A 19,452-nucleotide genomic window follows, 5' to 3' on the forward strand; every position below is an offset into this window, starting at 1 on the left:
GAGTAGACAACCCCCTTATTAGCTGCCTCCTACCCTACGCCTATTACGGCTGGGTTACATCTTTCCGCCCATATCCAGCAGCCGCCGGATCCGCTCGGGGATCGGCGGGTGCGTCGCGAAGAGGCGCTGCATGACGCCCGGCTTCAGCGGATCCGCGATCCACAGGTGCGCCATGCTCGACTGCTGCTTCTGCAGCGGCCGGCCGTACTCCGACAGCTTGTGCAGCGCGCTCGCGAGCGCTTCAGGATGGCGCGTGGTGAGCGCCCCCGTCGCGTCGGCGAGGTACTCGCGCTGTCGCGAGACGGCGAGCTGCACCATGCTCGCGACGAGCGGCGCGACCAGCATCGCGACGAGGCCGAAGATCATGACGACCGGGTTGTTATTGTTGTTGTTCCGCCCGAAGAACGCCATGCGCACGAGCATGTCGGCGATCATGCCGACCGCGACGGTGAGCCCGTAGACGATCATCGAGACGCGAATGTCGTAGTTGCGCACGTGCCCGAGCTCGTGCGCCATGACGCCCTCGAGCTCGGCGTCGGTCATGATGTCGAGGAGCCCCGTGGTGGCGGCGACGATCGCGTGGTCGGGGTCGCGCCCCGTGGCGAACGCGTTCGGCGCGGGATCGTTCACGATGTACACCTCGGGCATCGGCATCCCCGTCGTGATCGCGAGGTTCTCGACGACGCGATACAGCCGCGGGTTGTCGTGCGGCCCGATCTGCACGGCGCCGCTCATCGAGACCGCCTGCTTGCCAGCCATGAAGTACTGGATGAGCGCGTAAATGAGCGCGAAGCCCATGACGGCGATGACAATGCCTGGCGACTGGTAGATCGCCGAGGCGAGCCAGCCGAGACCCCCGACGATGCCGAGGAACAGCAGGATGATGAGGGCGCTGTTGATCTTGTTCCGGCGAACGGCGCTATACACGCGGGCTCCTTCCGGGAATCACTGCGTTAGAACTGGATGCGCGGCGGCTCTGCGATTGCCGCCGCGTCGTCAACCTCGAAGAATTCGCGCTGCGTGAAGCCGAACGGGCCGGCGAGCAGGTTGTTCGGGAACACCTGGATCTTCGTGTTGAGCTCGCGCACGCCGCCGTTGTAGAACCTGCGCGCCGCCTGCACCTTGTTCTCGGTGTCGACGAGCTCGCCCTGCAGCTGCAGGAAGTTCTGGCTCGCCTGCAGCTGCGGGTACGCCTCAGCCACCGCGAAGATGCTCTTCAGCGCCGACTGCATGTGGTTCTCGGCGATCGAGGCCTCTGCCGGCCCCTGTGCGGAGATGGTCTCAGCGCGCGCCTTCGTCACCGAGTCGAACACGCCCTGCTCGTGCGCGGCGTAGCCCTTCACGGTCTCGACGAGCGACGGGATCAGGTCAGCACGGCGCTTGAGCTGCACCGTAATGTCGCTCCACGCCTCTTCAACGCGCACGCGGAGCGTGACGAGGGAGTTGTAGGTAGCCCAGAGGTAGATGCCCACGATGAGCACGAGGGCGACGACGACGAGCGTGATGACCAATCCGGTTGACATAGCTGAATACTAGCGCGGGAGGTCATGAATCCGCTGTGAGAGTGCGGTCGCGTGTCACTCCCCCAGCACGCGGTCAAGGTAGGGGTTTGTGAACAGCCGATCCGGATCCAATCGGTCGCGGATCGCAAGAAACTCGCCGAACTTCGGGTAGCGCTCGCTGAAATCGCGCGCGCTGAGCGTGTGCATCTTCCCCCAGTGGGGGCGCCCGTCGTGCGCGGCGAGCACGGCCTCGGCCTCGCGGAAGTAGTTGTCCTCGCGGTCCTTCCAGTACCGGTGCACCGCCACGTAGCCGCTCTCGCGACCGTGCGCGGTCGACAGCATGAGCTCGTCAGCGGCGGCCGCGCGCACCTCGATGGGGAACGAGACCCTGAACTTCCGCCGTTCGATGAGTGCCCGCAGCTCGCGCAGCGCCGACGGCACGGCCTCGAGCGGGAGCGAATACTCCATCTCGCGGAAGTGCACGCGCCTGTTGGTCACGTACACGAGATGCGACTCGTCGACGTAGTCGCGCTCGCTCGACACCGACTGGATGGCGCGATTCACGGACGGCGTCGCGGCAGGGACCCAGCGTTCGAATCCGACAACGGCGCCGAGCATCGTGTTGTTGACGACCTCTTCGTCGACGTAGCGCGAGACCGCGCCGAGCGGCCGTGCCCCGCTGCCGGCCGGGCCGAGCGCCGGATCGATCGGGATGCGCGTGTTCGTCTTCGTGCGGGCGCCCGTGGTGTGCGGGAACCAGTAGAACTCGAAGTGGTCGACCGCGCGATTGCGCGCCACGTAGTCGTCGAGCACCGCGTCGAGCGTCTCCGGGGCCTCGACCGCGCGGAGCAGGTACCGCGGCACGCACTGGATCGTCACTGTCACGAGCACACCGAGGGCGCCGAGGCCGAGCGCCACCGCCGGGAGCAGCTCGGAGTTCTCGTCCTCGGACACGGTGAGCAGTTCCCCGGTTCCCGTGACCAGGGTCGCGCCGACCACCCCGGTCGAAATGCCGCCGAGCGCGAGGCCCGTGCCGTGCGTACCGGTCTGGGTCGCGCCGGTGATGGTCTGCTTGTCGATGTCGCCCATGTTCGCGAGCGCCAACCCGAGCGGGCCGAGAATCGCGGGAAGTTCCCACAGGTGCGTTCCGGCCCACAGCGTCACGCGGCCAGCGGCCGGGTCCGCTGAGACGAGCCCGCGCATCCGATTCAGCCCGAGCCGGATTCCGTCGGTCGCCCCGATCGCGGTGAAGCTGTGCGACGCGCCAATCGGCTTCACCGTGTGCCCGGTGTCGCGCGCGCGCTCGACTGCGGCGATGATCTGGTCCGCGGACCGCGGGAAGATCTCGGTGACGGGCGTCGACGACTCCGTGCGCGCCCAGTTGTGCCAGCGCTTGCTCACAGGAAGCACTTCCCTTCTCCGCGATAGGTGGGGAGCGGGTCGCCAGCGACCGCGCCCGCGACGGGCACGACCACGTTGCCGTGCTCCATGGGCTCCCCCGACTTCGTGTGGCGGAGCCAGACCCGGTCTCCGACGCGCAGCTCGCGCGCCGCGGCCCCGCTCACGGGCGTCTGGACTTCGCCCGCGGCCTCGCGCGGCGCGTACCGCAGCCCCGCCGGCCATGTGAGCTGCGGGAGCCGATCCTCACCGGCCGGACCCGAGGCGACCCAGCCGCCGCCGAGCAGCGTCGCGGTGTCGGCGTTCGGCCGCCTGACGACGTCGAGCGCGAATGCGACCGCGGGCGCCGGTGTGAACGACCGGTAGTTGTCGAACAGGTGCGGCCCGAACAGCCCGCTGCCCGCCGCGACCTCGGTGATGCCACCCTCCGCGACCGTGCTCTCGATCGAGCCGGTGCCGCCGCCGTTGACGAACTCGAGGTCGACGAGCTCGCGCACGCCCTGCAGCGCGGCGGCCCGCCTGTCGACGAGCTCGGCGCGGCTCGCGCGCTGCATCGCGCGCATCACGAGACCAGACGCCGGCTTGCCGACGGGCTCATCGCCGACGCCGGCGATCTGCGCCTCGTACGACATGACGCCAGCGATCGTGAAGCCTGGGCGTCCGAGGATGTGCTGCGCGAAGCCGCGGAGCCCCTCGGCGGTGAAGATCGGGCTCCGGAAGACGCCGATGTGCCCGAGCACGCGGCTCCGCCAGGACGCATCGAAGTCGAGGCAGAGCCTGAGGGCCGGGCGCTTGTCGGGCGCGACGACCGAGTCGATGAGGTCGAGCTGCTCGGGGCTGTCGACCATGAGGGTCACGCGCGCTGCGGCGCGCGGGTCTGCGGCGAGCGCGGCGATCGCAGCGCGGTCGGCGGTCGGGTAGGCGACGACGATGTCGTCGATCGTCTCGCTGAGCCAGTTCGCCTCGGCGAGCGAGTATCCGAGCACGCCGGCGTAGCCCGGCAGCGCGAGCACCGCGTCGAGCACTGCACGCACGCGGACCGACTTCGACGCCACCCTGATCGGGAGCCCCCCGGCGCGGCGCAGCATGTCGTGCGCGTTATAGCTCAGCGCCTCGGTGTTGAGCGCTATGACCGGGGCGGAGTGGCCCCGCGTGGCTTCGGTCATGCCAGCCCAGTACGAATCGGGGGTGAGCCATGGGGAGCGGTCGGCTGACGCGCGCAGCTCCGGCGCCGCGAGATCGAGGGTCATGGCTGCATTCTAGTCCCGCGGTAGGGGCGATCCGCGAGCCCTTGTTGCTATTCTCCAGCGTCGCGTTTGCGCCCGCGCTTGATGCGGAACTGCGTGTAGATGCCAGCAACAACCGCTGCAAGCAGCAGGATGACGAGCAGTGCTTTCGCGAAGGCCATGCAGCCAGCGTAACCCGTCGAGGACGGGTGCTTGACCTTGACACTGTGGCAAGGTATTGGGTAGTGACGGAAAGGAGTTCATCATGCATCCCACCTCACACGGCGTCGCCCAGCCCGCGCGTCAGGCCCCGGAGGCGGCCCTCGCCGCCGCGCTCAGCGCGTCGAACAGCTCGGCACGACTGCAGGCGGCGATGACCGCCGGCACACACCCGCGCACGGAGTACATCGAACCGCTCGTGGCCCGCTCGGGCATCGAGCCAGACTTCTCCGTCAGGGAGACCCTCACCTGGGCGCTCCTGCAGCACCCGCTCGACGACGTTCTCCCCCGCGTGCTCGCAGAGCTCGACAGTTCGGCGTCGCTCGCGGTCGCTCAGGCGCTGCACACCGTGTCGAAGCTCGGCGACACGCGCGCGTGGCCGGCGATCACGCCCGCCCACATTCACTCCACCGACGACGACATCGCTCGCACCGCCTGGCGTGCGGCGGCCGCGGTCGCCCCGGAGACCGCGCAACCGGCACTCGCCGCCGACCTCGTCACGGAGTTGGGCCGCGGCGACATCGATACGATGCGCAGCCTGAGCCGCGTACTCGCGGGACTCGGCGAGGCCGCGGTCGCACCATTGGCGGCGGCCGTGGCACTCCGGGGGTCTGACCCTGCGGTGGCCGCTCACGCGCGTGCCACGGAGCGCCTGCTCGCCGATCCTGATGCGTCGTTCGCGCTCGACCCTGCTGACGCGGCCCGCATGGCCCGCGCGTTCTCGGCGACCTCGGGCACCTGACCGTGCGCATCGGCGAGGTCGCGGAGCGCTCGGGCGTCAGCCCCCGGATGCTCAGGCACTACGAACGGATGGGGCTCATCACCCCGGCTGGCCGGACCGCGAGCGGGTACCGGGACTACGCCGAGGCTGACCTCGTGCGGCTCACCCAGATCGAGGGCCTCCGCGCACTCGGGATGAGCCTCGCCCAGGTCGCCGACGCGCTCGCGGGTGTGGCGGCGTCACCCGAGACGCTCATCGCTGTCCTCGCCGAGCAGACCAGGGAGCGGATCGAGCGCGACACGGCCCTGCTGTCTCGCCTCACCGCGCTTGCCGCCGTGCCGCCGGGCGACTGGGAGGCAGCGCTCGCGGCGGTGCGGCTCGCGCGCGGACTCGAGTCCCCCATCGCCGGCGAACGGCAGCGCGCGGCGCTCGAACTCGGTGCCGGCGCACCCGCGGCGCCAGCGGAACGCCTCGTCGAGGCGCTGCTCACTGAGGAGGCGACCAACGCGGCGGGCGCGCTTCGCTGGGCGGTCGCGCAGACCGGGTCCGGGCCGGAGGTGTTGCGGGAGGGGCTCGCGGATCCCGATCCTGACCGGCGTCTTCGCGCGCTCGCCGCAGTCGCCGACTTCCCGGGTGAGGCGGCGGCCGGGCTGCTCCTGCCGCTTCTCGCCGACCCGGTTGCGCGGGTTCGCCAGCGGGCGGCCCTCGTCGTGGGAGCGCGCGGGCATGCGGCGGCGATCCCCGAGCTGGTTGCGCTCGTTGTCCACGGCCCGGACGACGTCGAGGCCGCGGAGGCGCTCGCCGAGGTCGCGCGCGCCGGGGACCGCGCCGCCGAGATCCTGGGCGCGCTCGCAGAGGCGCTCGACGCGCCAGACGCGTCTGGGGCCGCCCGCGGCAGGATCACGCAGGCGCTTGGGGAGTTCGAGCATGCCGCGGCTGAGCCGCTGCTGACCGTGCTCGCGGCAGATCAGGATCGCGGGGTCGCCCGCATCGCCCGCTACCTGCTGGGGCGGGCCCGGTAGGCTGCCCCTCCCCTCGGCGTCGGCGGTATCCCTGGGATCGGCAGACCCTATGCCCCACACCTCCCGAACCGGCAGTGACACTGCAGATCCCAGACGCAGGCGGTGCAGGGCCGGCGGGTGCTAGCCGTCGAGGTCGACCGCGAACTCCGCGCCCGTCTTCTCGCGCACCTCGTCCTCGGTGTGTCCGGGAGCGATCCGCCTGAGCGTCAGCGCCCCGTCGGCGATGTCGAAAACTGCGAGGTCGGAGATGATGCGATCCACCACACCGACGCCGGTGAGCGGCAGGTCGCACTCGGTGACGATCTTCGGCGACCCGTCCTTGGCGACGTGTTCGGTGATCACAATCACGCGCGGCGTTCCTGCGACGAGGTCCATCGCGCCGCCCATCCCCTTGACGAGCTTGCCCGGGATCGTCCAGTTCGCGAGGTCGCCGTTGCCAGCGACCTGCAGCGCCCCGAGGATCGCGGTCTGCACGTGCCCGCCCCGAATCATGCCGAACGAGGTTGCCGAATCGAAGATCGAGGCCCCGGGGACCAGCGTCACCGTCTGCTTGCCAGCGTTGATGAGGTCTGCGTCCTCTTCACCCTCGAATGGGAACGGCCCCATGCCGAGGATGCCGTTCTCGCTCTGGAGCATCACGCTGACACCCTCGGGCAGGTGATTCGCAACGAGCGTCGGAATTCCGATGCCGAGGTTGACGTATTGGCCGTCCTCGAGTTCGGCGGCAGCGATCGCCGCCATTTCATCACGAGTCCACATGGTTAGACCGCCTCTCGGGTGCGCACGGTGCGCTGTTCGATGTCCTTGACCGGATCCTCGGCGACGACGAGCCGCTGCACGAAGACCCCCTGAGTGTCGATGCGTTCGGGATCGAGGTAGTCCTCGCTCAGGTGCTCGACCTCGGCGAGCGTCACTCGGCCCGACATCGCGACGAGCGGGTTGAAGTTCTTCGCGGTGAACCGATACCGCAGGTTCCCCTCACTGTCGCCCGTGTGCGCGCGCACGAGCGCAAGGTCCGCGACGATGCCGCGCTCAAGGATGACGCGTTTGCCGTCGAACTCGGCTTCCTCTTTGCCCTCGGCGATCGGGGTGCCGACGCCGGTTGGAGTGTAGAACGCGGGGATGCCTGAGCCGCCGGCGCGCAGCCGCTCGGCGAGCGTGCCCTGCGGGACGAACTCCACCTCGAGCGTGCCGCTGAGGTACTGCTCGGCGAAAAGCTTGTTCTCGCCGACATACGACCCGAGCACCTTCGAGACCTGCTGGTTCTCGAGCAACAGGCCGAGCCCCTTGCCGTCGACGCCCATATTGTTCGAGACGATCGTGAGGTCCTTCACTCCGGTGTCTCGGAGCGCGACGATGAGGTTGTGCGGAATACCGGAGAGACCGAACCCGCCGACCGCGATTGTCATTCCGTCGCGTGCAACGTCTGCGATTGCCTCCGCGGCGGAGTTCCAGGTTTTTGATGCCACCCTTGCCACCTTTCGTTCACAATGCGGTCGCGCAGACCGCCTTGCTGCGAGCGTAGAAGATTGTTTCACCGCCACGCAAGCACCACACTGGTGCGGCAATTCAACTGCTCACAGCGTGAGTGCAGCGCGTGTTATCGTTCACAATATGGACGAACCACGAACACCGGGTGCGCAGGTCGTCGGCCGCATTGCCGCCCTCCTGCGTGAGCTCAGCACCACCATGCCTGACGGCGTCGGCACCACGGCGCTCGCCGCCTCGACGGCGATCTCGCGCCCCACCGCGCACAGGCTCCTGTCCGCGCTCGCCGAGCAGGGATTCGTGGATCGCGACACCCGAACCGGCAATTGGCTCCTCGGTCCGGAGCTGTTTCTCATGGGCACCGTCGCCGCCGAGCGCTACGACGTCACGGAGCTCGCGCGCGAGCACGTCGCCGCGCTCGCCGATGCCACGGGCGAGAGCGCATTCTTCTCAGTCAGGCGCGGCAACGAAACCGTCTGCCTCGTGCGGCAGGACGGCAGCTTTCCGATCCGCTCCTTCGTGCTCCACGAGGGCAAGCGATTCCCGCTCGGGGTGGCGTCGGCCGGGCTCGCGATCCTCGCCTACCTCCCGGCCCAGGCGGCGGCGCGCTACCTCAGCGACACTGACCTCACGGCCGAGTACGGTGACGCTCACTCGGCCGACGCGCTCCGCGGCCGGATCGCTGCGACCCGGGACACGGGCTACGCGGTGAATCCGGCGCTCATCGTGCCAGGAAGCTGGGGCATGGGCGCCGCAGTCTTCACCGCAACCGGCCAGCCCGCGTGGGCGTTGAGCCTCACCGGAACGGAGCACCGGTTCGCACCAGAACGGCAGCCCGAGCTCGGCCGACTCCTGCTCGACCACGCGCACCGACTCACGGAGCAACTCGCCCGCGGATGATGGCGCCCCGGACAGCTGGCCGGGGCGGCGCTGCCATCCGCAGCCGCATGGCCGCGATCACGGCGCGGCCAGCGACCGCGGCGCGATCCGTCGTCGCAATATGGGAGGATTACAGCACCCCCTATAGCCCAACTGGCAGAGGCAGAAGACTTAAAATCTTTTCAGTCAGGGTTCGAATCCCTGTGGGGGGACCGTTCGGTCCCGCAGGCGGCGCGACCGCGAGGAAGCTCATCGTAGTCCTTTTCCGCGCAGGATTACACCCCCTCCAGCGCCCGCGTTTCCCCTCGTATCGTCGGAGACGTGCCAACCGGCACACCCACAACGAACCAGGGAGGATACGAACATGACTCAGCACAACGGAAACAACCCCGGCCAGTTCGGAAACCGGAGCGACACCGAGGCCCAGGCGCGTAAGGGCGGGAAGAACAGCCCCGGCCAGTTCGGCAAGGCGGAGGGCGCCGATCCGCAGGCAGCCGGCCGCAAGGGTGGCGAGAGTTCGTCAAGCCAGTAGGCTGACGCCCCAGTCTTCAGGCGCGGGCCCTGCGTTTCGCTTCGCGAGCGCAGGGCCCTCGTGTGCCTGAGGCGGCACGCCGAGCTGCGGGTTAAAAGGATGCGGAATCACGCGCCCGCATCGGTGTCGGGCACGAAGCCCGTTGAAGGCACCAAGCGAGCCCCCGGCTGGATGCCGGGGGCTCGCTTCGGTTCGGTGGGTACTAGACCTGGGTGCGAGCGCTGCGGTCGCGCGGCACGAAATCCAGGATCGCGACGAGCGCCGACAGCCCGACGAGGATGTAGACGACCTTGGACATGACAGAACCAACGCCAAAGATCGCATCAACGAGGTTGAAGTCGAAGAGCCCGACGAGCCCCCAGTTCAATCCCCCGACGATGATCAGAACTTTCGCGATGTTGAGCACGATATTCATGATGCTTCCTCTCGTTGATTACGCCTCGGGCAGTGACCCAAAACGCTTGCCGACGACATTACACGCCTAGCTAGCTAATTGTCGAGAGTTGCATTGCCGCGCACGGCCCGAGGGCCCGGCTACCCCTCTTGGCTGGCGTCGTTACTCTCCCGCCCCGACTTGCGCATGAATATCACTTCCACCGACAACACGAAGGCAGCGATGATCGCAAGCGACGCCGGGACAAAGTAGACGAGCACATGGATCATTTTGTTGTCCTCTGGCAAGAACAACTCCACCCACACCACCGCCAGGGCAGTGACCGCCGCTAGGCCGCCGACGATGCTCGAGACGCGAAAGAGCGTCTTCTGCGACGCATCACGCCTGCGGAACCTGAATTTCGCATCGATGCTGAAGAAGATGAGCAGCGTGACGAGCAGGCCGGCAAACTCTGACAGCTGGTCGCGCGAAAGTTCCGTAATCAACATTGTTCCCCCGTTCAACTCATGAGCGCTGCGCGCCACACGGCAGCGTTGCGCTCGACATACTCGGCGGACGCACGCCAGTGCGCCCCATGCCCTTCGGCATACATTGTGCCCCAGGGCTCCGTGCCTTCGCGATGCGCGGCGGCCAGCATGTCGTGCATCGCCCAGGTGCGAGGCGCGAGCGCGGCGAGCAGGTTGGCGCGGAGATCCAGGTCGGCGGCGTAGCCGTCAACAATCGCGCGCAGGCGCTCTGCGGCGGTGGCAACTGGCTGCGCGGCGTCATTGAGGGTGAAGGTTTGCGCGGCGTAGGCGAGGTCCCACGCCCGAGTGCTGAGCGCGGCCCCGTCCCAATCGATGAACACCCACCGCTCCCCCATCACAAGGTTCCACGGCGCGAGGTCGCAGTGGCAGGGAAGATCCGCCCCGGACACTGGCAGCAACGGCTCGCCCAGCCGCGTACCGGTCGCCCCGATGTCGGCGCTCGCATCATGGATCTCTCGCACGAGCGCACCGACCCGCGCCAACTCAGGCAGGCTCAACGGACCGGCATGCATCGCGAGTGTTCCCGGAACAAACTCGGCCGACTGACGTCCGCGTTCATCTCGACCGAGGGGCGCAGGTAGGTCAACCCCGTGTTCCCGCAACCGAGCCATAAAGTCCTGCACGCCAGCGGAGTGTGCCGTCCAGGGTTTTCGCACGGTGTCCCCCACCCGCACGACCCCGATGGTCGCGTTGCCGCCAGTGAGCGGGATCTCGGTCTCCATGCCGACACACTACCCGCCGCACCGCCGCCACCGGCGGAGCGCCAGGCAATTCGTCCGGAGCCGCGGCAGTTCCTCTCGAAATTCCCCTTGACTCTCCTGCAGCTTGTGATCTACCGTTGGGACTTGCAACCTGAATCAGGTTTCATAAACCAACCTTCCAAGGACGAAAGGTACGCGCATGCGCATCGGAAAGAAACTCGCGTTTGGCGCCCTCGTGGCGTCGACCGCACTTGTCCTGTCGGCGTGTGCGCCGGCAGCGTCGGGCCCTGACTCCGGCGGCGAAGCCGAGGGTCCCGCCTCTGTCACCGTCGGCATCCTCACGAGCGAGACGGGCCCGCTCGCGGGCTACGGCGCGCAGTATCTCGACGGTTTCAAGGCTGGTCTCGACTACGCGACCGACGGCACCGGAGAGGTCGACGGCACGAAGCTCGACATCAAGTACGTCGACGACGCTGGTGACCCTGACAAGGCGGTGACCGCCGCGAAGGATCTCATTGGCCAGGGCGTGACGCTCCTCGCGGGCAGCGCGTCGTCCGGCGTCGCGGCCGTCGTCGCCGAGCAGGCCGCACAGAATAAGGTGCTCTTCATCTCGGGCCCCGCGGCCGCAGACGCCATCACCGGGATCAACGACTACACGTTCCGCTCGGGCCGCCAGAGCGCGCAAGACGTCGCGACCGCCGGCACGTTCCTCGACGACATCAGCGGCAAGACCGTTGCGGTGCTCGCGCAGAACAACGCGTTCGGCCAGGGCAACGTCGCCGCCGTCGAGGCGATCCTCGGAGCGAAGGGCGCGTCGGTCACGCCGGTGCTCGTCGCCGAGGACGTCACTGAGTTCACGCCGTTCGCGACCCAGGTCCTCGACACGAAGGCCGACCTCGTCTTCGTCGCCTGGGCGGGCGCAACGACGGGGGCGATGTGGCAGGCGATGAGCCAGCAGGGCGTGTTCGACTCGATGCCCGTCGTCACCGGGCTCGGCGATTCGGCAACCTTCGGGGCCTACGGCGAGGCTTCCGAGAAGATCAGCTTCCTGAATCACTACTTCGCCGGGGCGCCCGACAACGAGGTGAACACGGCAATGGTGCAGGCCGTCGAGGAGGCAGGCGGCACCCCCGACCTGTTCACCCCCGACGGGTTCAACGCCGCGCTCATGGTCGTGCAGGCGGTCAAGGAGGGCAAGGGCGACGTCGACGCCATGATTGCCTCGCTGAACGACTTCACGTTCGACGGCCCCAAGGGCACGACCACCGTTCGCGGCAGCGACCACGCGCTCATCCAGGAGATGTACCAGGTGAAGCTCGTCGCCAAGGATGGCAGCTTCGCCCCCGAACTCGTCGCGACCGTCGCCGCAGACGACGTGGCCCCCGCAGAAGCGAAGTAGGAACCGCCGTGCACACCCAGCCCCCGTCCGCCCTCACCGTCTCCGGCCTCGGTCTCAAGATCGGCGGCGCCACGATCCTCGACAGCGTGGACCTTGACGTCCCGCAGGGGTCGATCGTCGGCGTCATCGGCCCGAACGGCGCGGGGAAAACGACGCTCTTCAACGTGATCTCGGGACTCATCGCCCCGACGAGCGGCACCGTGTCGCTCCACGGCGACCCGATCACGAGAAGTTCTGTCGCGGCCCGCGCGCGGGCGGGGCTGGGTCGCACATTCCAAACGTCGAGCTACTTCCCTGGCCTCAGCGTGCTCGAGAACGTCAGGCTCGCGGCCCAGGCGACGGCGGGCGGCAGCATGTCGCTCCTCCGCTTCCCCAAGCGCGGCGACGCAGCGACGAAGCTCGCAATGGACACGCTCGCGACCGTGGGACTCTCCCACCAGGCCGCGACCCTCGCGGGCGACATCTCGCACGGCGACAAGCGCAAACTCGAGATCGCAGTGCTGCTCGTGACGGACTCGAGCGTGGTGCTGCTCGACGAGCCAATGGCTGGCGTCGCCTCGGGCGACGTCGCCGGGCTCGTAGAGAACATCCGCGACATGCAGGCAGAAAAACAGTGCACCGTACTCATGGTCGAGCACCACATCGACGTGCTGCTCGGCTTCGTCGACCGCGTCGCGGTGATGTACTTCGGCAACATCATCGCCTTCGACACCCCGCAGAACATCATGGAGAACCCCACCGTGCAAAGCGCATACCTCGGGCGCGCCGTATGAGCGCGCCGATTCTCACAGTCTCCCATCTCGAGTGCTCCATCGCCGGGCAACAGGTGGTCGAGGACGTCTCATTCGAAGTGCCAGCCACCGGCATCACGGCGGTGCTCGGACGCAACGGCGCGGGCAAGACGTCGACACTGCGCGGCATCATGGGCCTCATCACCCGCTCAGGCGAGGTACGCCTTGCCGGCGACCGCATCGACAGGCTCCCGACCCACAAGCTCGTGCAGCGCGGAATCGGTTACGTGCCGGAAGACCGCGAGGTGTTCGGGTCGCTGAGCGTCGCCGAGAACCTCGCGCTCGCTGAGCGCGGCCCGCACCCTCGGCGTGAATTCGTCGCCGAGTTGTTCCCCGACCTCGTCGCCCGGCGCGACCAGGCCGCCGGCACGCTCTCCGGGGGCCAGCAGCAGATGGTCTCGGTCGCCCGCGCGCTCATCAACGACAACCGGATCCTGCTCGTCGACGAGCCGACAAAGGGCCTCGCCCCAAAGATCGTGCAGGAGGTCGCCGACGCGCTCGCGGAGGCGGCGACGACCGTGCCGATCCTGCTCGTCGAGCAGAACCTCGAGGTCGTCAGGCAGCTCGCCGACGACGCGATCGTGATCTCCTCCGGCCGCGTCGTGTACACGGGCAAGGCCGCCGACATCCTCGACGACGACCAGCTCACCACCCAGTTGCTCGGCGTCCACGCAGAGGGAGGGATCCAGCTGTGAGCGCACTCGTCCTCACCCTCATCACCGGCGTCGGGCTTGGCGCCCTCTACTTTCTCGTCGCTTCCGGCCTGAGCCTGATCTACGGGCTCATGCACGTGCTGAACTTCGCGCACGGCGCCTTCCTCACGCTCGCCGCCTTCATCGGGTGGCGCACCGCGCAGGCGCTCGGCACGGACAGCTGGTTCGCGCTCGTCGTTTCCGTCGCCGTCGGGGCGCTCGTCGGCGCGGTCTTCGCAACGCTCACCGAGTTGCTGCTCATCCGCCCGCTCTACGAGCGCCACATCGAACAGGTGCTCGTGACAGTGGGGCTCTCGTTCGCGGCGATCGCCCTGTTCGAGGGCATCTGGGGCTCCGACCCGATCACGGTCGCCGGGCCGACCTGGCTCAAGCAGACCACGCTCGTGCTCGGCGCGAAGATCCCGAACGTGTACTGGATCCTGATCCTCACCGCAGGCCTCGTCCTCACCGCGCTCGTGCTGTTTCTCAAGAAGACGCGCTACGGCATGATCATTCGCGCGGGCGTCGAGAATCGCGCGATGGTCACGGCCCTCGGTATCGACGTGCGCAAGGCCTTCACGCTGGTCTTCGCGATCGGCGGCGCCGCCGCCGGCATCGGCGGGGTGCTCGCGATGCACTACATGACCTTCGTCTCGGCCCACCTCGGGCAGACGCTGCTCATCTTCGCGTTCATCGTCACCGTCGTCGGCGGGCTTGGGTCGCTCGCCGGCGCGGCCGTCGCCTCGGTGCTCGTGGCGGTGCTCCAGCAGTTCGCGAACTTCTATCTGGGCGGCACCGGCGACTTCATCGTCGTGATCCTGCTCGCCGTGGTGCTCCTCGTGCGACCCCGCGGCCTCATGGGACGAAAGGTGGCACAGTGATGTCGACTCAGACGATGCGCCCGGTCACGGCGCGCCGACCGATCCTCCCCGTCGTCGCGGGCATCGCGCTCGTCGCGGTCGCGGCGGCCCTTCCCCTCCTCAACCTGCAGATCCCCGGTATCCTCCCGACGCCGACCTACATGCCCGGCAGCCTCGCGCTGCTCTCGCTCTGCATGGTGTTCGCCGCGCTCGCGCTGTCCTACAACATGCTGCTCGGCACCGCGGGCATGCTGTCGTTCGGCCATGCGCTGTCCTTCGGCGGCGGCGCCTACCTGCTGGGGATCGCGCTCGCGCAGTTCGAGTTGCCGCTCGTGCCGGCAGTGCTCCTCGCGCTCATCGGCGGGCTCCTCATCGCGCTCCTCACGGGGTCGGTCGCGAACCGCGTCTCTGGGATCCCGTTCGCGATGGTCACGCTCGCGTTCGCCCAGGCAGGATCGGTGCTCGTGCGCCGCAACGCCCAGGTGACCGGCGGTGAGGAGGGGCTCAGCCTCGCGACCGCGCAGGTGCCGGACTGGCTCGTCGGCGTCGTGAACACGCGCAACCTGTACTGGGTGATCCTCGCGATTCTGGTGTTCGTCTATCTCGTCGCGCTGTGGGTCGACCGCAGCCGGCTCGGGCACCTCGCACGCGCGTCGCGCGAGAACCCGGAGCGGGTGAAGGTCCTCGGGCTCAGCCCGTACGCCGCGAAACTCACCATCTTCGTCATCGCTGCGGTGCTCGCGAGCCTCGCTGGCGTCGGGTACATGCTGCTGCAGTCTGGCACGGTGCCCAGGGCGGTGTCGGCCGACCTCACGATCACCGTGCTCGTGATGGTCGTGCTCGGCGGCGTCGGCTACCGGTGGGGCGCGATCGCCGGCGGATTCATCTACACGATCCTCGACCAGCGCCTGACGGTGCTCGCCAAGGCGGAAGCGATCCAGGGCCTCCCCGACGTGCTGCGGATCCCGCTCTCCGAGCCGCTCTTTCTCCTCGGCACGCTGTTCATTCTCGTCGTCATGTTTCTTCCTGGCGGAATCGCTGGCACGCTGGATACAGCATGGAAGAAACGCACCCGGAAGCGCCGCGCATGAGCGACTACACCATCGGCAATTGGCTCGCGGATCGCGCCGCGATCGACGGTGCGCGCATCGCGATCGACGACCGCGGCGTCCTCACCTCGTATCACGCGCTCAATACGCGGGCGCGTGCGCTCGCCTCGAGGCTCGCGGAGGCCGGCTACGGCGCCGGCGGGCGCATCGCGACGGTGTCAGGCAACTCGACCGACCACGTCGTCGCGTTCTTCGCCTGCGCGATCCTCGGCATCGCCTTCATCCCGCTCTCGTGGCGCCTCACCGCGGCCGAGCTCGGCGAGCTCATCCGGCGGTCCCGCGCAGACCTGCTCCTCGTCGAGGACGAGTACGCGGGACTCGGTGAGGAGGCGCTCGCGGTGCTCCGGGCGGCCGGCGGCGTCGCTCCCCCGTGCGCCGAGCCCGGCCTCGCCGGAGTCGAGCAGTGGGCGCCGCCGTCGGCGCGTCCACTGGAGCGCCGAGACGCCGAGGCCGGAGACCCGCTGCTCGTCGTCTTCACGTCGGGCAGCGAGGCCGCGCCGAAGGGCGTCGTGCTCACGCACCGGTCCTGTTTCTGGACCAACCTCGCGCTCTCGCGGGCGATGCCCATGACCTCGGCCGACGTGGTGCTCTCGATCCTGCCGCAGCACCACGTGGCCGCGTGGAACGTGCAGCCACTGCTCGCCTGGTGGGTTGGGGCGACGGTCGTGCTCGAGCGGTCGTTCCAGCCAGGCCGCGTCCTGCAGCTCATCCGCGAGCGGAAGGTCACCACCATGATGGGCGTGCCGACGCAGTACCAGATGCTGTTCGCGCAACCCGGCATCGAGAGTGCCGACCTCCGGTCGCTCTCGCGCGCGCTCGTCGGCGGCTCGACGATTCCCGAGCAGCTCGCGGTCGAGGCCGCCCGACTCGGGCTCCCCCTCGCCCAGGGGTACGGACTCACGGAGGCCGGCCCGAACGTGCTGCACCTCCAGTCCGGTGAGCTCGCGGAGTTTCCGGGCGCCGTCGGTCGCCCCTATCCCTCGGTCGAGACGGCGATCGTGGACACCGAGAGCGGGCTGCCGCTCGCTGGCGCGGCGACCGGCGAGCTGTGGGTGCGCGGCCCAAGCCTGTTCTCCGGCTATCTCGACGACGACGCGGCGACCGAACGGGCAATGTCGGACGGCTGGCTGCGCACGGGCGACATCGTCGCGCGCGACGCCGGCGGAATCCACCGAGTCGTCGACCGGGTAAAGAACATCTACGTCTCTGGCGGGGAGAACGTCGCGCCGGCCGAGGTCGAGGCAGCGCTCTGCACGCATCCCCTGGTCGAGGCCGCCGCGGTCGTCGGCGTCCCGGACCCGGTGTGGGGCGAGCGCGGGTACGCGTTCATCGTCACCGCCGCGCCGGTCTCCCGCGACGAGCTGCTCGCGCACGCGCGCGCCCTCCTCGCCCCGTTCAAGCTGCCAGCGCACGTCGAGTTTGTCGACGAGCTGCCGCGCTCCACCATCGAGAAGGTCGCGCGCGGAGCGCTCGCAGACCGCGCCCGCACCGCGCTCGCCGCACACGATCAGACAGGCACCGCATGACCTCCATCAGCGAACCAGCACAGCCCACCGGCGATCCGGCACAGCCCACCCCGCCCACCAGCGATCCGGCACAGCCCACCGCGGACGACCCGATCTCGCCGGCGACGGGCCGGCCGCTCACCAAGCGCGGTCTCGCAACCAGGCGCCGCCTCCTCGAGGCCGCGGAGGACGTGTTCGCCGAGCTCGGCTACCACGAGGCGTCGATCGTCAAGGTTACCGAGCACGCCGGGGTCGCCCTCGGCACGTTCTACCTCTACTTCGACAGCAAGCAGAGCATCTTCGAGGCGCTCGTGATCGACCTGAACGACCGCGTGCGACAGTCGATGAGCGAGGCGATGGCTGGCGCAACGAACCGGATCGAGGCGGAGCGCGGTGGGTTCGAGGGGTTCTTCCGGTTCACCGCGAAGCATCCGGCGCTCTACCGGGTCGTCCGGGAAGCGGAGTTCGTCTCGCCCGAAACCATGCGGTTGCACTACGAGCGCATCGTTGAGGGCTACACGGCGGGGCTGCAGGCGGCGCAATCCGCCGGCGACATCGACACGACCCTCGACCCCGAGGTCGCCGCGTGGGCGCTCATGGGCCTCGGCGAGCTCATCGGCATGCGCTACATCCTCTGGGAGCGCGACGCGAGTGGGACGGCGCCGGATCGCATTGCCCCGCACGTGCTCGACGCAATGATGCAATTCATCGGTGGCGCGCTCGGCGGGCCACACACACGGAAGGGAGCGGAGTGATGACCGATCAGGATCTCGCGGGCCGTAGGGCACTCGTCACGGGAGGCGGCTCGGGCATCGGTCTCGCGTGCGCGCACGAGTTCGCGGCGCGCGGCGCCCATGTCACCATCGCCGATGTCACCGCCGACGCGGCGGAGCGGGCGGTCTCGGAGATCGCGGCGACGGGCGGCACCGCCGAGGCCTGGATCGTCGATCTCGCCGACACCCGCGCGCTCGACGCGCTCACGCTCGACGCTGACATCATCGTGAACAACGCCGGAGTGCAGCGGGTGAGCCCCATCGAGGAGTTCGATCCCGAGGCGTTCCGCCTCATCCAGCGGCTCATGCTCGAGGCGCCCTTCCTGCTCATCCGTGCAGCGCTCCCAGGCATGTACGAGCGCGGCTGGGGCCGCATCATCAACCTGTCGAGCGTGCATGGGCTGCGCGCTAGCGCGTTCAAGTCGGCCTACGTCGCGGCCAAGCACGGCCTGGAGGGGCTGTCGAAGGTGACCGCCCTCGAAGGCGGCCCGCATGGCGTCACCAGCAACTGCGTGAACCCCGGGTATGTGCGCACCCCGCTCGTCGAGCGGCAGATCGCCGACCAGGCGAAGGTTCACGGGATCGCCGAGAGCGACGTCGTCGAGCGCATCATGCTCACCGAGAGCGCCGTGAAGCGGCTTGTTGAACCCGCGGAGGTCGCCTCCCTCGTCGGCTGGCTGGCGTCCGACATGTCGGGCATGGTGACCGGGGCGTCGTACACCATGGATGGCGGATGGAGCGCAAAATGAACTCCCACACCTACCGCACGGTCGATGTCCCGGTGTCGGGCGGCCAGCTCAGGGTCGGCGTCTGGGATCCCGTCACGCCAGCGGCCGGCGAGCCCACCGCGCTCGCCGTTCACGGCGTCACGGCCTCGCACCTCGCCTGGCCGTTCGTCGTCGAGGAGCTCCCCGGGATCCGGATCCTCGCCCCCGACCTCCGCGGCCGCGGAGCGAGCAACGGCGTCGACGGGCCCGCGGGCATGGCCGCTCACGCCGCCGACCTTGTCGCCGTGCTCGACGCGTTCGGGGAGCCGTCGGTTCCCGTGTTCGGGCACTCGATGGGGGCGTTCGTCGCGGTCACGCTCGCGCACCTCGCGCCCGAACGCGTCGCGCGGCTCGTGCTCATCGACGGCGGCCTCCCCCTCGACGCTCCTGCGGGCGTGAGCGCCGAAGCGCTCGTGCAGGCGATCCTCGGGCCAACCGCCGAGCGGCTCTCGATGCGCTTCGCCGACGTCGCTGCATACCTCGATTTCTGGCGCGCGCACCCCGCGTTTGTGCGCGATTGGAGCGCGGAGCTCGAGGCCTATTTCGCGTACGATCTGGTGCCGGACGGCGATGCGTATCGCCCCGCAACGAGCCTCGCGACCACGACCGACGATACCGTCGACATGAACACCGGGACGACGTTGACCGGCGCGCTCGCGGCGCTGCCGGAGTTCCCCGGCCCGGTCGATCTCGTGACCGTGCCGAACGGTCTGCTCGACGAGCGCCCCGGCCTGTACCCGCCGCGCCACCTCGCGGCGCTGCTTGCCGCGCTGCCGAACGTGCGGCACACCGAGCTCGACGACCTCAACCACTACACGGTGGTCATGAGCGGCCGGGGTGCGCGCGCCGTCGCCCCGATCCTTACCCGAGAGTTCTCGGCGCACTGACGCCTACCGGGTGCAACGCGAGCGGGCGGTGCGGTGGGAGTTGCTCCCAGCCGCACCGCC

22 protein-coding genes and 1 tRNA gene are annotated in these 19,452 nt (G+C 68.9%); 14 read left to right on the forward strand and 9 right to left on the reverse strand.

Features of this window, described 5'->3' with window-relative positions:
- Positions 1 to 54: 54 nt before the first annotated feature.
- Genes BJ960_RS11095 through BJ960_RS11110 form a run of 4 tightly spaced genes read right to left on the reverse strand, consistent with a single transcriptional unit; the run spans position 55 to position 4,150 of the window.
- On the reverse strand, positions 55 to 927 hold the full coding sequence (locus BJ960_RS11095) for a M48 family metalloprotease (protein WP_121073061.1): 873 nt from the start codon (positions 925 to 927) through the stop codon (positions 55 to 57).
- Between the two features lie 26 nt (positions 928 to 953).
- Positions 954 to 1,523 (reverse strand): LemA family protein, encoded by a 570-nt coding sequence (locus tag BJ960_RS11100; protein WP_121073063.1) that lies wholly within the window; start codon positions 1,521 to 1,523, stop codon positions 954 to 956.
- A gap of 54 nt (positions 1,524 to 1,577) precedes the next feature.
- Positions 1,578 to 2,912, reverse strand: a complete 1,335-nt coding sequence (locus BJ960_RS11105) for a D-arabinono-1,4-lactone oxidase (RefSeq protein WP_185987325.1) — start codon at positions 2,910 to 2,912, stop codon at positions 1,578 to 1,580.
- Positions 2,900 to 4,150 (reverse strand): type III PLP-dependent enzyme domain-containing protein, encoded by a 1,251-nt coding sequence (locus tag BJ960_RS11110; protein WP_185987326.1) that lies wholly within the window; start codon positions 4,148 to 4,150, stop codon positions 2,900 to 2,902. The genes BJ960_RS11105 and BJ960_RS11110 overlap by 13 nt, the downstream gene beginning before the upstream one ends.
- 241 nt (positions 4,151 to 4,391) lie before the next feature.
- Between BJ960_RS11110 and BJ960_RS11115 the strand changes: the two genes are divergently transcribed.
- Together BJ960_RS11115 and BJ960_RS11120 are read left to right on the forward strand one after the other, a co-directional pair.
- Complete coding sequence (locus BJ960_RS11115; protein WP_185987327.1) at positions 4,392 to 5,087, forward strand: HEAT repeat domain-containing protein; 696 nt, start codon at positions 4,392 to 4,394, stop codon at positions 5,085 to 5,087.
- A gap of 2 nt (positions 5,088 to 5,089) precedes the next feature.
- The gene (locus BJ960_RS11120) at positions 5,090 to 6,088 is read left to right on the forward strand and encodes a MerR family transcriptional regulator (protein ID WP_185987328.1); all 999 of its coding nucleotides are present in this window, start codon (positions 5,090 to 5,092) and stop codon (positions 6,086 to 6,088) included.
- 120 nt (positions 6,089 to 6,208) lie between these two features.
- Here BJ960_RS11120 and BJ960_RS11125 read toward each other — a convergent pair whose 3' ends face one another.
- Positions 6,209 to 6,847: a CoA transferase subunit B gene (locus tag BJ960_RS11125; protein WP_185987329.1), complete on the reverse strand. Its 639-nt coding sequence runs from the start codon at positions 6,845 to 6,847 to the stop codon at positions 6,209 to 6,211.
- Between the two features lie 2 nt (positions 6,848 to 6,849).
- Entirely contained in the window at positions 6,850 to 7,497 is a 648-nt protein-coding gene (locus tag BJ960_RS11130; protein WP_237463561.1) for a CoA transferase subunit A, read from the reverse strand.
- Positions 7,498 to 7,702: 205 nt separating this feature from the next.
- Here BJ960_RS11130 and BJ960_RS11135 point away from each other — a divergent pair, with 205 nt between their 5' ends.
- From BJ960_RS11135 to BJ960_RS11145, 3 genes are all read left to right on the forward strand, one after another.
- The gene (locus tag BJ960_RS11135) at positions 7,703 to 8,476 is read left to right on the forward strand and encodes an IclR family transcriptional regulator (RefSeq protein WP_185987331.1); all 774 of its coding nucleotides are present in this window, start codon (positions 7,703 to 7,705) and stop codon (positions 8,474 to 8,476) included.
- Between the two features lie 117 nt (positions 8,477 to 8,593).
- Positions 8,594 to 8,667: transfer RNA gene (locus tag BJ960_RS11140), tRNA-Leu, on the forward strand.
- Positions 8,668 to 8,819: 152 nt separating this feature from the next.
- On the forward strand, positions 8,820 to 8,987 hold the full coding sequence (locus tag BJ960_RS11145; protein WP_183075245.1) for a hypothetical protein: 168 nt from the start codon (positions 8,820 to 8,822) through the stop codon (positions 8,985 to 8,987).
- Between the two features lie 202 nt (positions 8,988 to 9,189).
- On the opposite strand, the gene BJ960_RS11150 is transcribed toward BJ960_RS11145, so the two are convergent.
- The 3 genes from BJ960_RS11150 to BJ960_RS11160 form a co-directional block, all read right to left on the reverse strand.
- On the reverse strand, positions 9,190 to 9,402 hold the full coding sequence (locus BJ960_RS11150) for a DUF378 domain-containing protein (protein WP_185987332.1): 213 nt from the start codon (positions 9,400 to 9,402) through the stop codon (positions 9,190 to 9,192).
- Positions 9,403 to 9,521: 119 nt separating this feature from the next.
- Positions 9,522 to 9,869: a hypothetical protein gene (locus tag BJ960_RS11155; RefSeq protein ID WP_185987333.1), complete on the reverse strand. Its 348-nt coding sequence runs from the start codon at positions 9,867 to 9,869 to the stop codon at positions 9,522 to 9,524.
- A gap of 11 nt (positions 9,870 to 9,880) precedes the next feature.
- Entirely contained in the window at positions 9,881 to 10,630 is a 750-nt protein-coding gene (locus BJ960_RS11160; RefSeq protein ID WP_185987334.1) for a phosphotransferase, read from the reverse strand.
- A 178-nt stretch (positions 10,631 to 10,808) separates the two neighbouring features.
- Here BJ960_RS11160 and BJ960_RS11165 point away from each other — a divergent pair, with 178 nt between their 5' ends.
- The 9 genes from BJ960_RS11165 to BJ960_RS11205 are packed head-to-tail and all read left to right on the forward strand — an operon-like array spanning position 10,809 to position 19,392.
- A complete protein-coding gene (locus tag BJ960_RS11165; protein WP_185987335.1) occupies positions 10,809 to 12,008 on the forward strand; it encodes a substrate-binding domain-containing protein in 1,200 nt (399 codons plus the stop codon).
- A gap of 8 nt (positions 12,009 to 12,016) precedes the next feature.
- A complete protein-coding gene (locus BJ960_RS11170) occupies positions 12,017 to 12,781 on the forward strand; it encodes an ABC transporter ATP-binding protein (RefSeq protein ID WP_185987336.1) in 765 nt (254 codons plus the stop codon).
- Positions 12,778 to 13,494, forward strand: a complete 717-nt coding sequence (locus tag BJ960_RS11175) for an ABC transporter ATP-binding protein (RefSeq protein ID WP_185987337.1) — start codon at positions 12,778 to 12,780, stop codon at positions 13,492 to 13,494. Before BJ960_RS11170 ends, BJ960_RS11175 begins: the two co-directional genes overlap by 4 nt.
- Positions 13,491 to 14,372: a branched-chain amino acid ABC transporter permease gene (locus BJ960_RS11180; RefSeq protein ID WP_121073109.1), complete on the forward strand. Its 882-nt coding sequence runs from the start codon at positions 13,491 to 13,493 to the stop codon at positions 14,370 to 14,372. Before BJ960_RS11175 ends, BJ960_RS11180 begins: the two co-directional genes overlap by 4 nt.
- On the forward strand, positions 14,372 to 15,442 hold the full coding sequence (locus BJ960_RS11185) for a branched-chain amino acid ABC transporter permease (protein ID WP_237463459.1): 1,071 nt from the start codon (positions 14,372 to 14,374) through the stop codon (positions 15,440 to 15,442). The genes BJ960_RS11180 and BJ960_RS11185 overlap by 1 nt, the downstream gene beginning before the upstream one ends.
- The gene (locus BJ960_RS11190) at positions 15,409 to 16,986 is read left to right on the forward strand and encodes a class I adenylate-forming enzyme family protein (protein WP_244960247.1); all 1,578 of its coding nucleotides are present in this window, start codon (positions 15,409 to 15,411) and stop codon (positions 16,984 to 16,986) included. The genes BJ960_RS11185 and BJ960_RS11190 overlap by 34 nt, the downstream gene beginning before the upstream one ends.
- Complete coding sequence (locus tag BJ960_RS11195; protein WP_185987338.1) at positions 16,983 to 17,720, forward strand: TetR/AcrR family transcriptional regulator; 738 nt, start codon at positions 16,983 to 16,985, stop codon at positions 17,718 to 17,720. Before BJ960_RS11190 ends, BJ960_RS11195 begins: the two co-directional genes overlap by 4 nt.
- Positions 17,720 to 18,487, forward strand: a complete 768-nt coding sequence (locus tag BJ960_RS11200) for a 3-hydroxybutyrate dehydrogenase (RefSeq protein WP_185987339.1) — start codon at positions 17,720 to 17,722, stop codon at positions 18,485 to 18,487. Before BJ960_RS11195 ends, BJ960_RS11200 begins: the two co-directional genes overlap by 1 nt.
- On the forward strand, positions 18,484 to 19,392 hold the full coding sequence (locus BJ960_RS11205) for an alpha/beta fold hydrolase (RefSeq protein ID WP_185987340.1): 909 nt from the start codon (positions 18,484 to 18,486) through the stop codon (positions 19,390 to 19,392). The genes BJ960_RS11200 and BJ960_RS11205 overlap by 4 nt, the downstream gene beginning before the upstream one ends.
- The last annotated feature ends 60 nt before the right edge of the window (positions 19,393 to 19,452 follow it).

It is taken from the genome of Leucobacter aridicollis, from assembly GCF_013409595.1.
GTDB classification, from domain to species: Bacteria; Actinomycetota; Actinomycetes; order Actinomycetales; family Microbacteriaceae; genus Leucobacter; species Leucobacter aridicollis.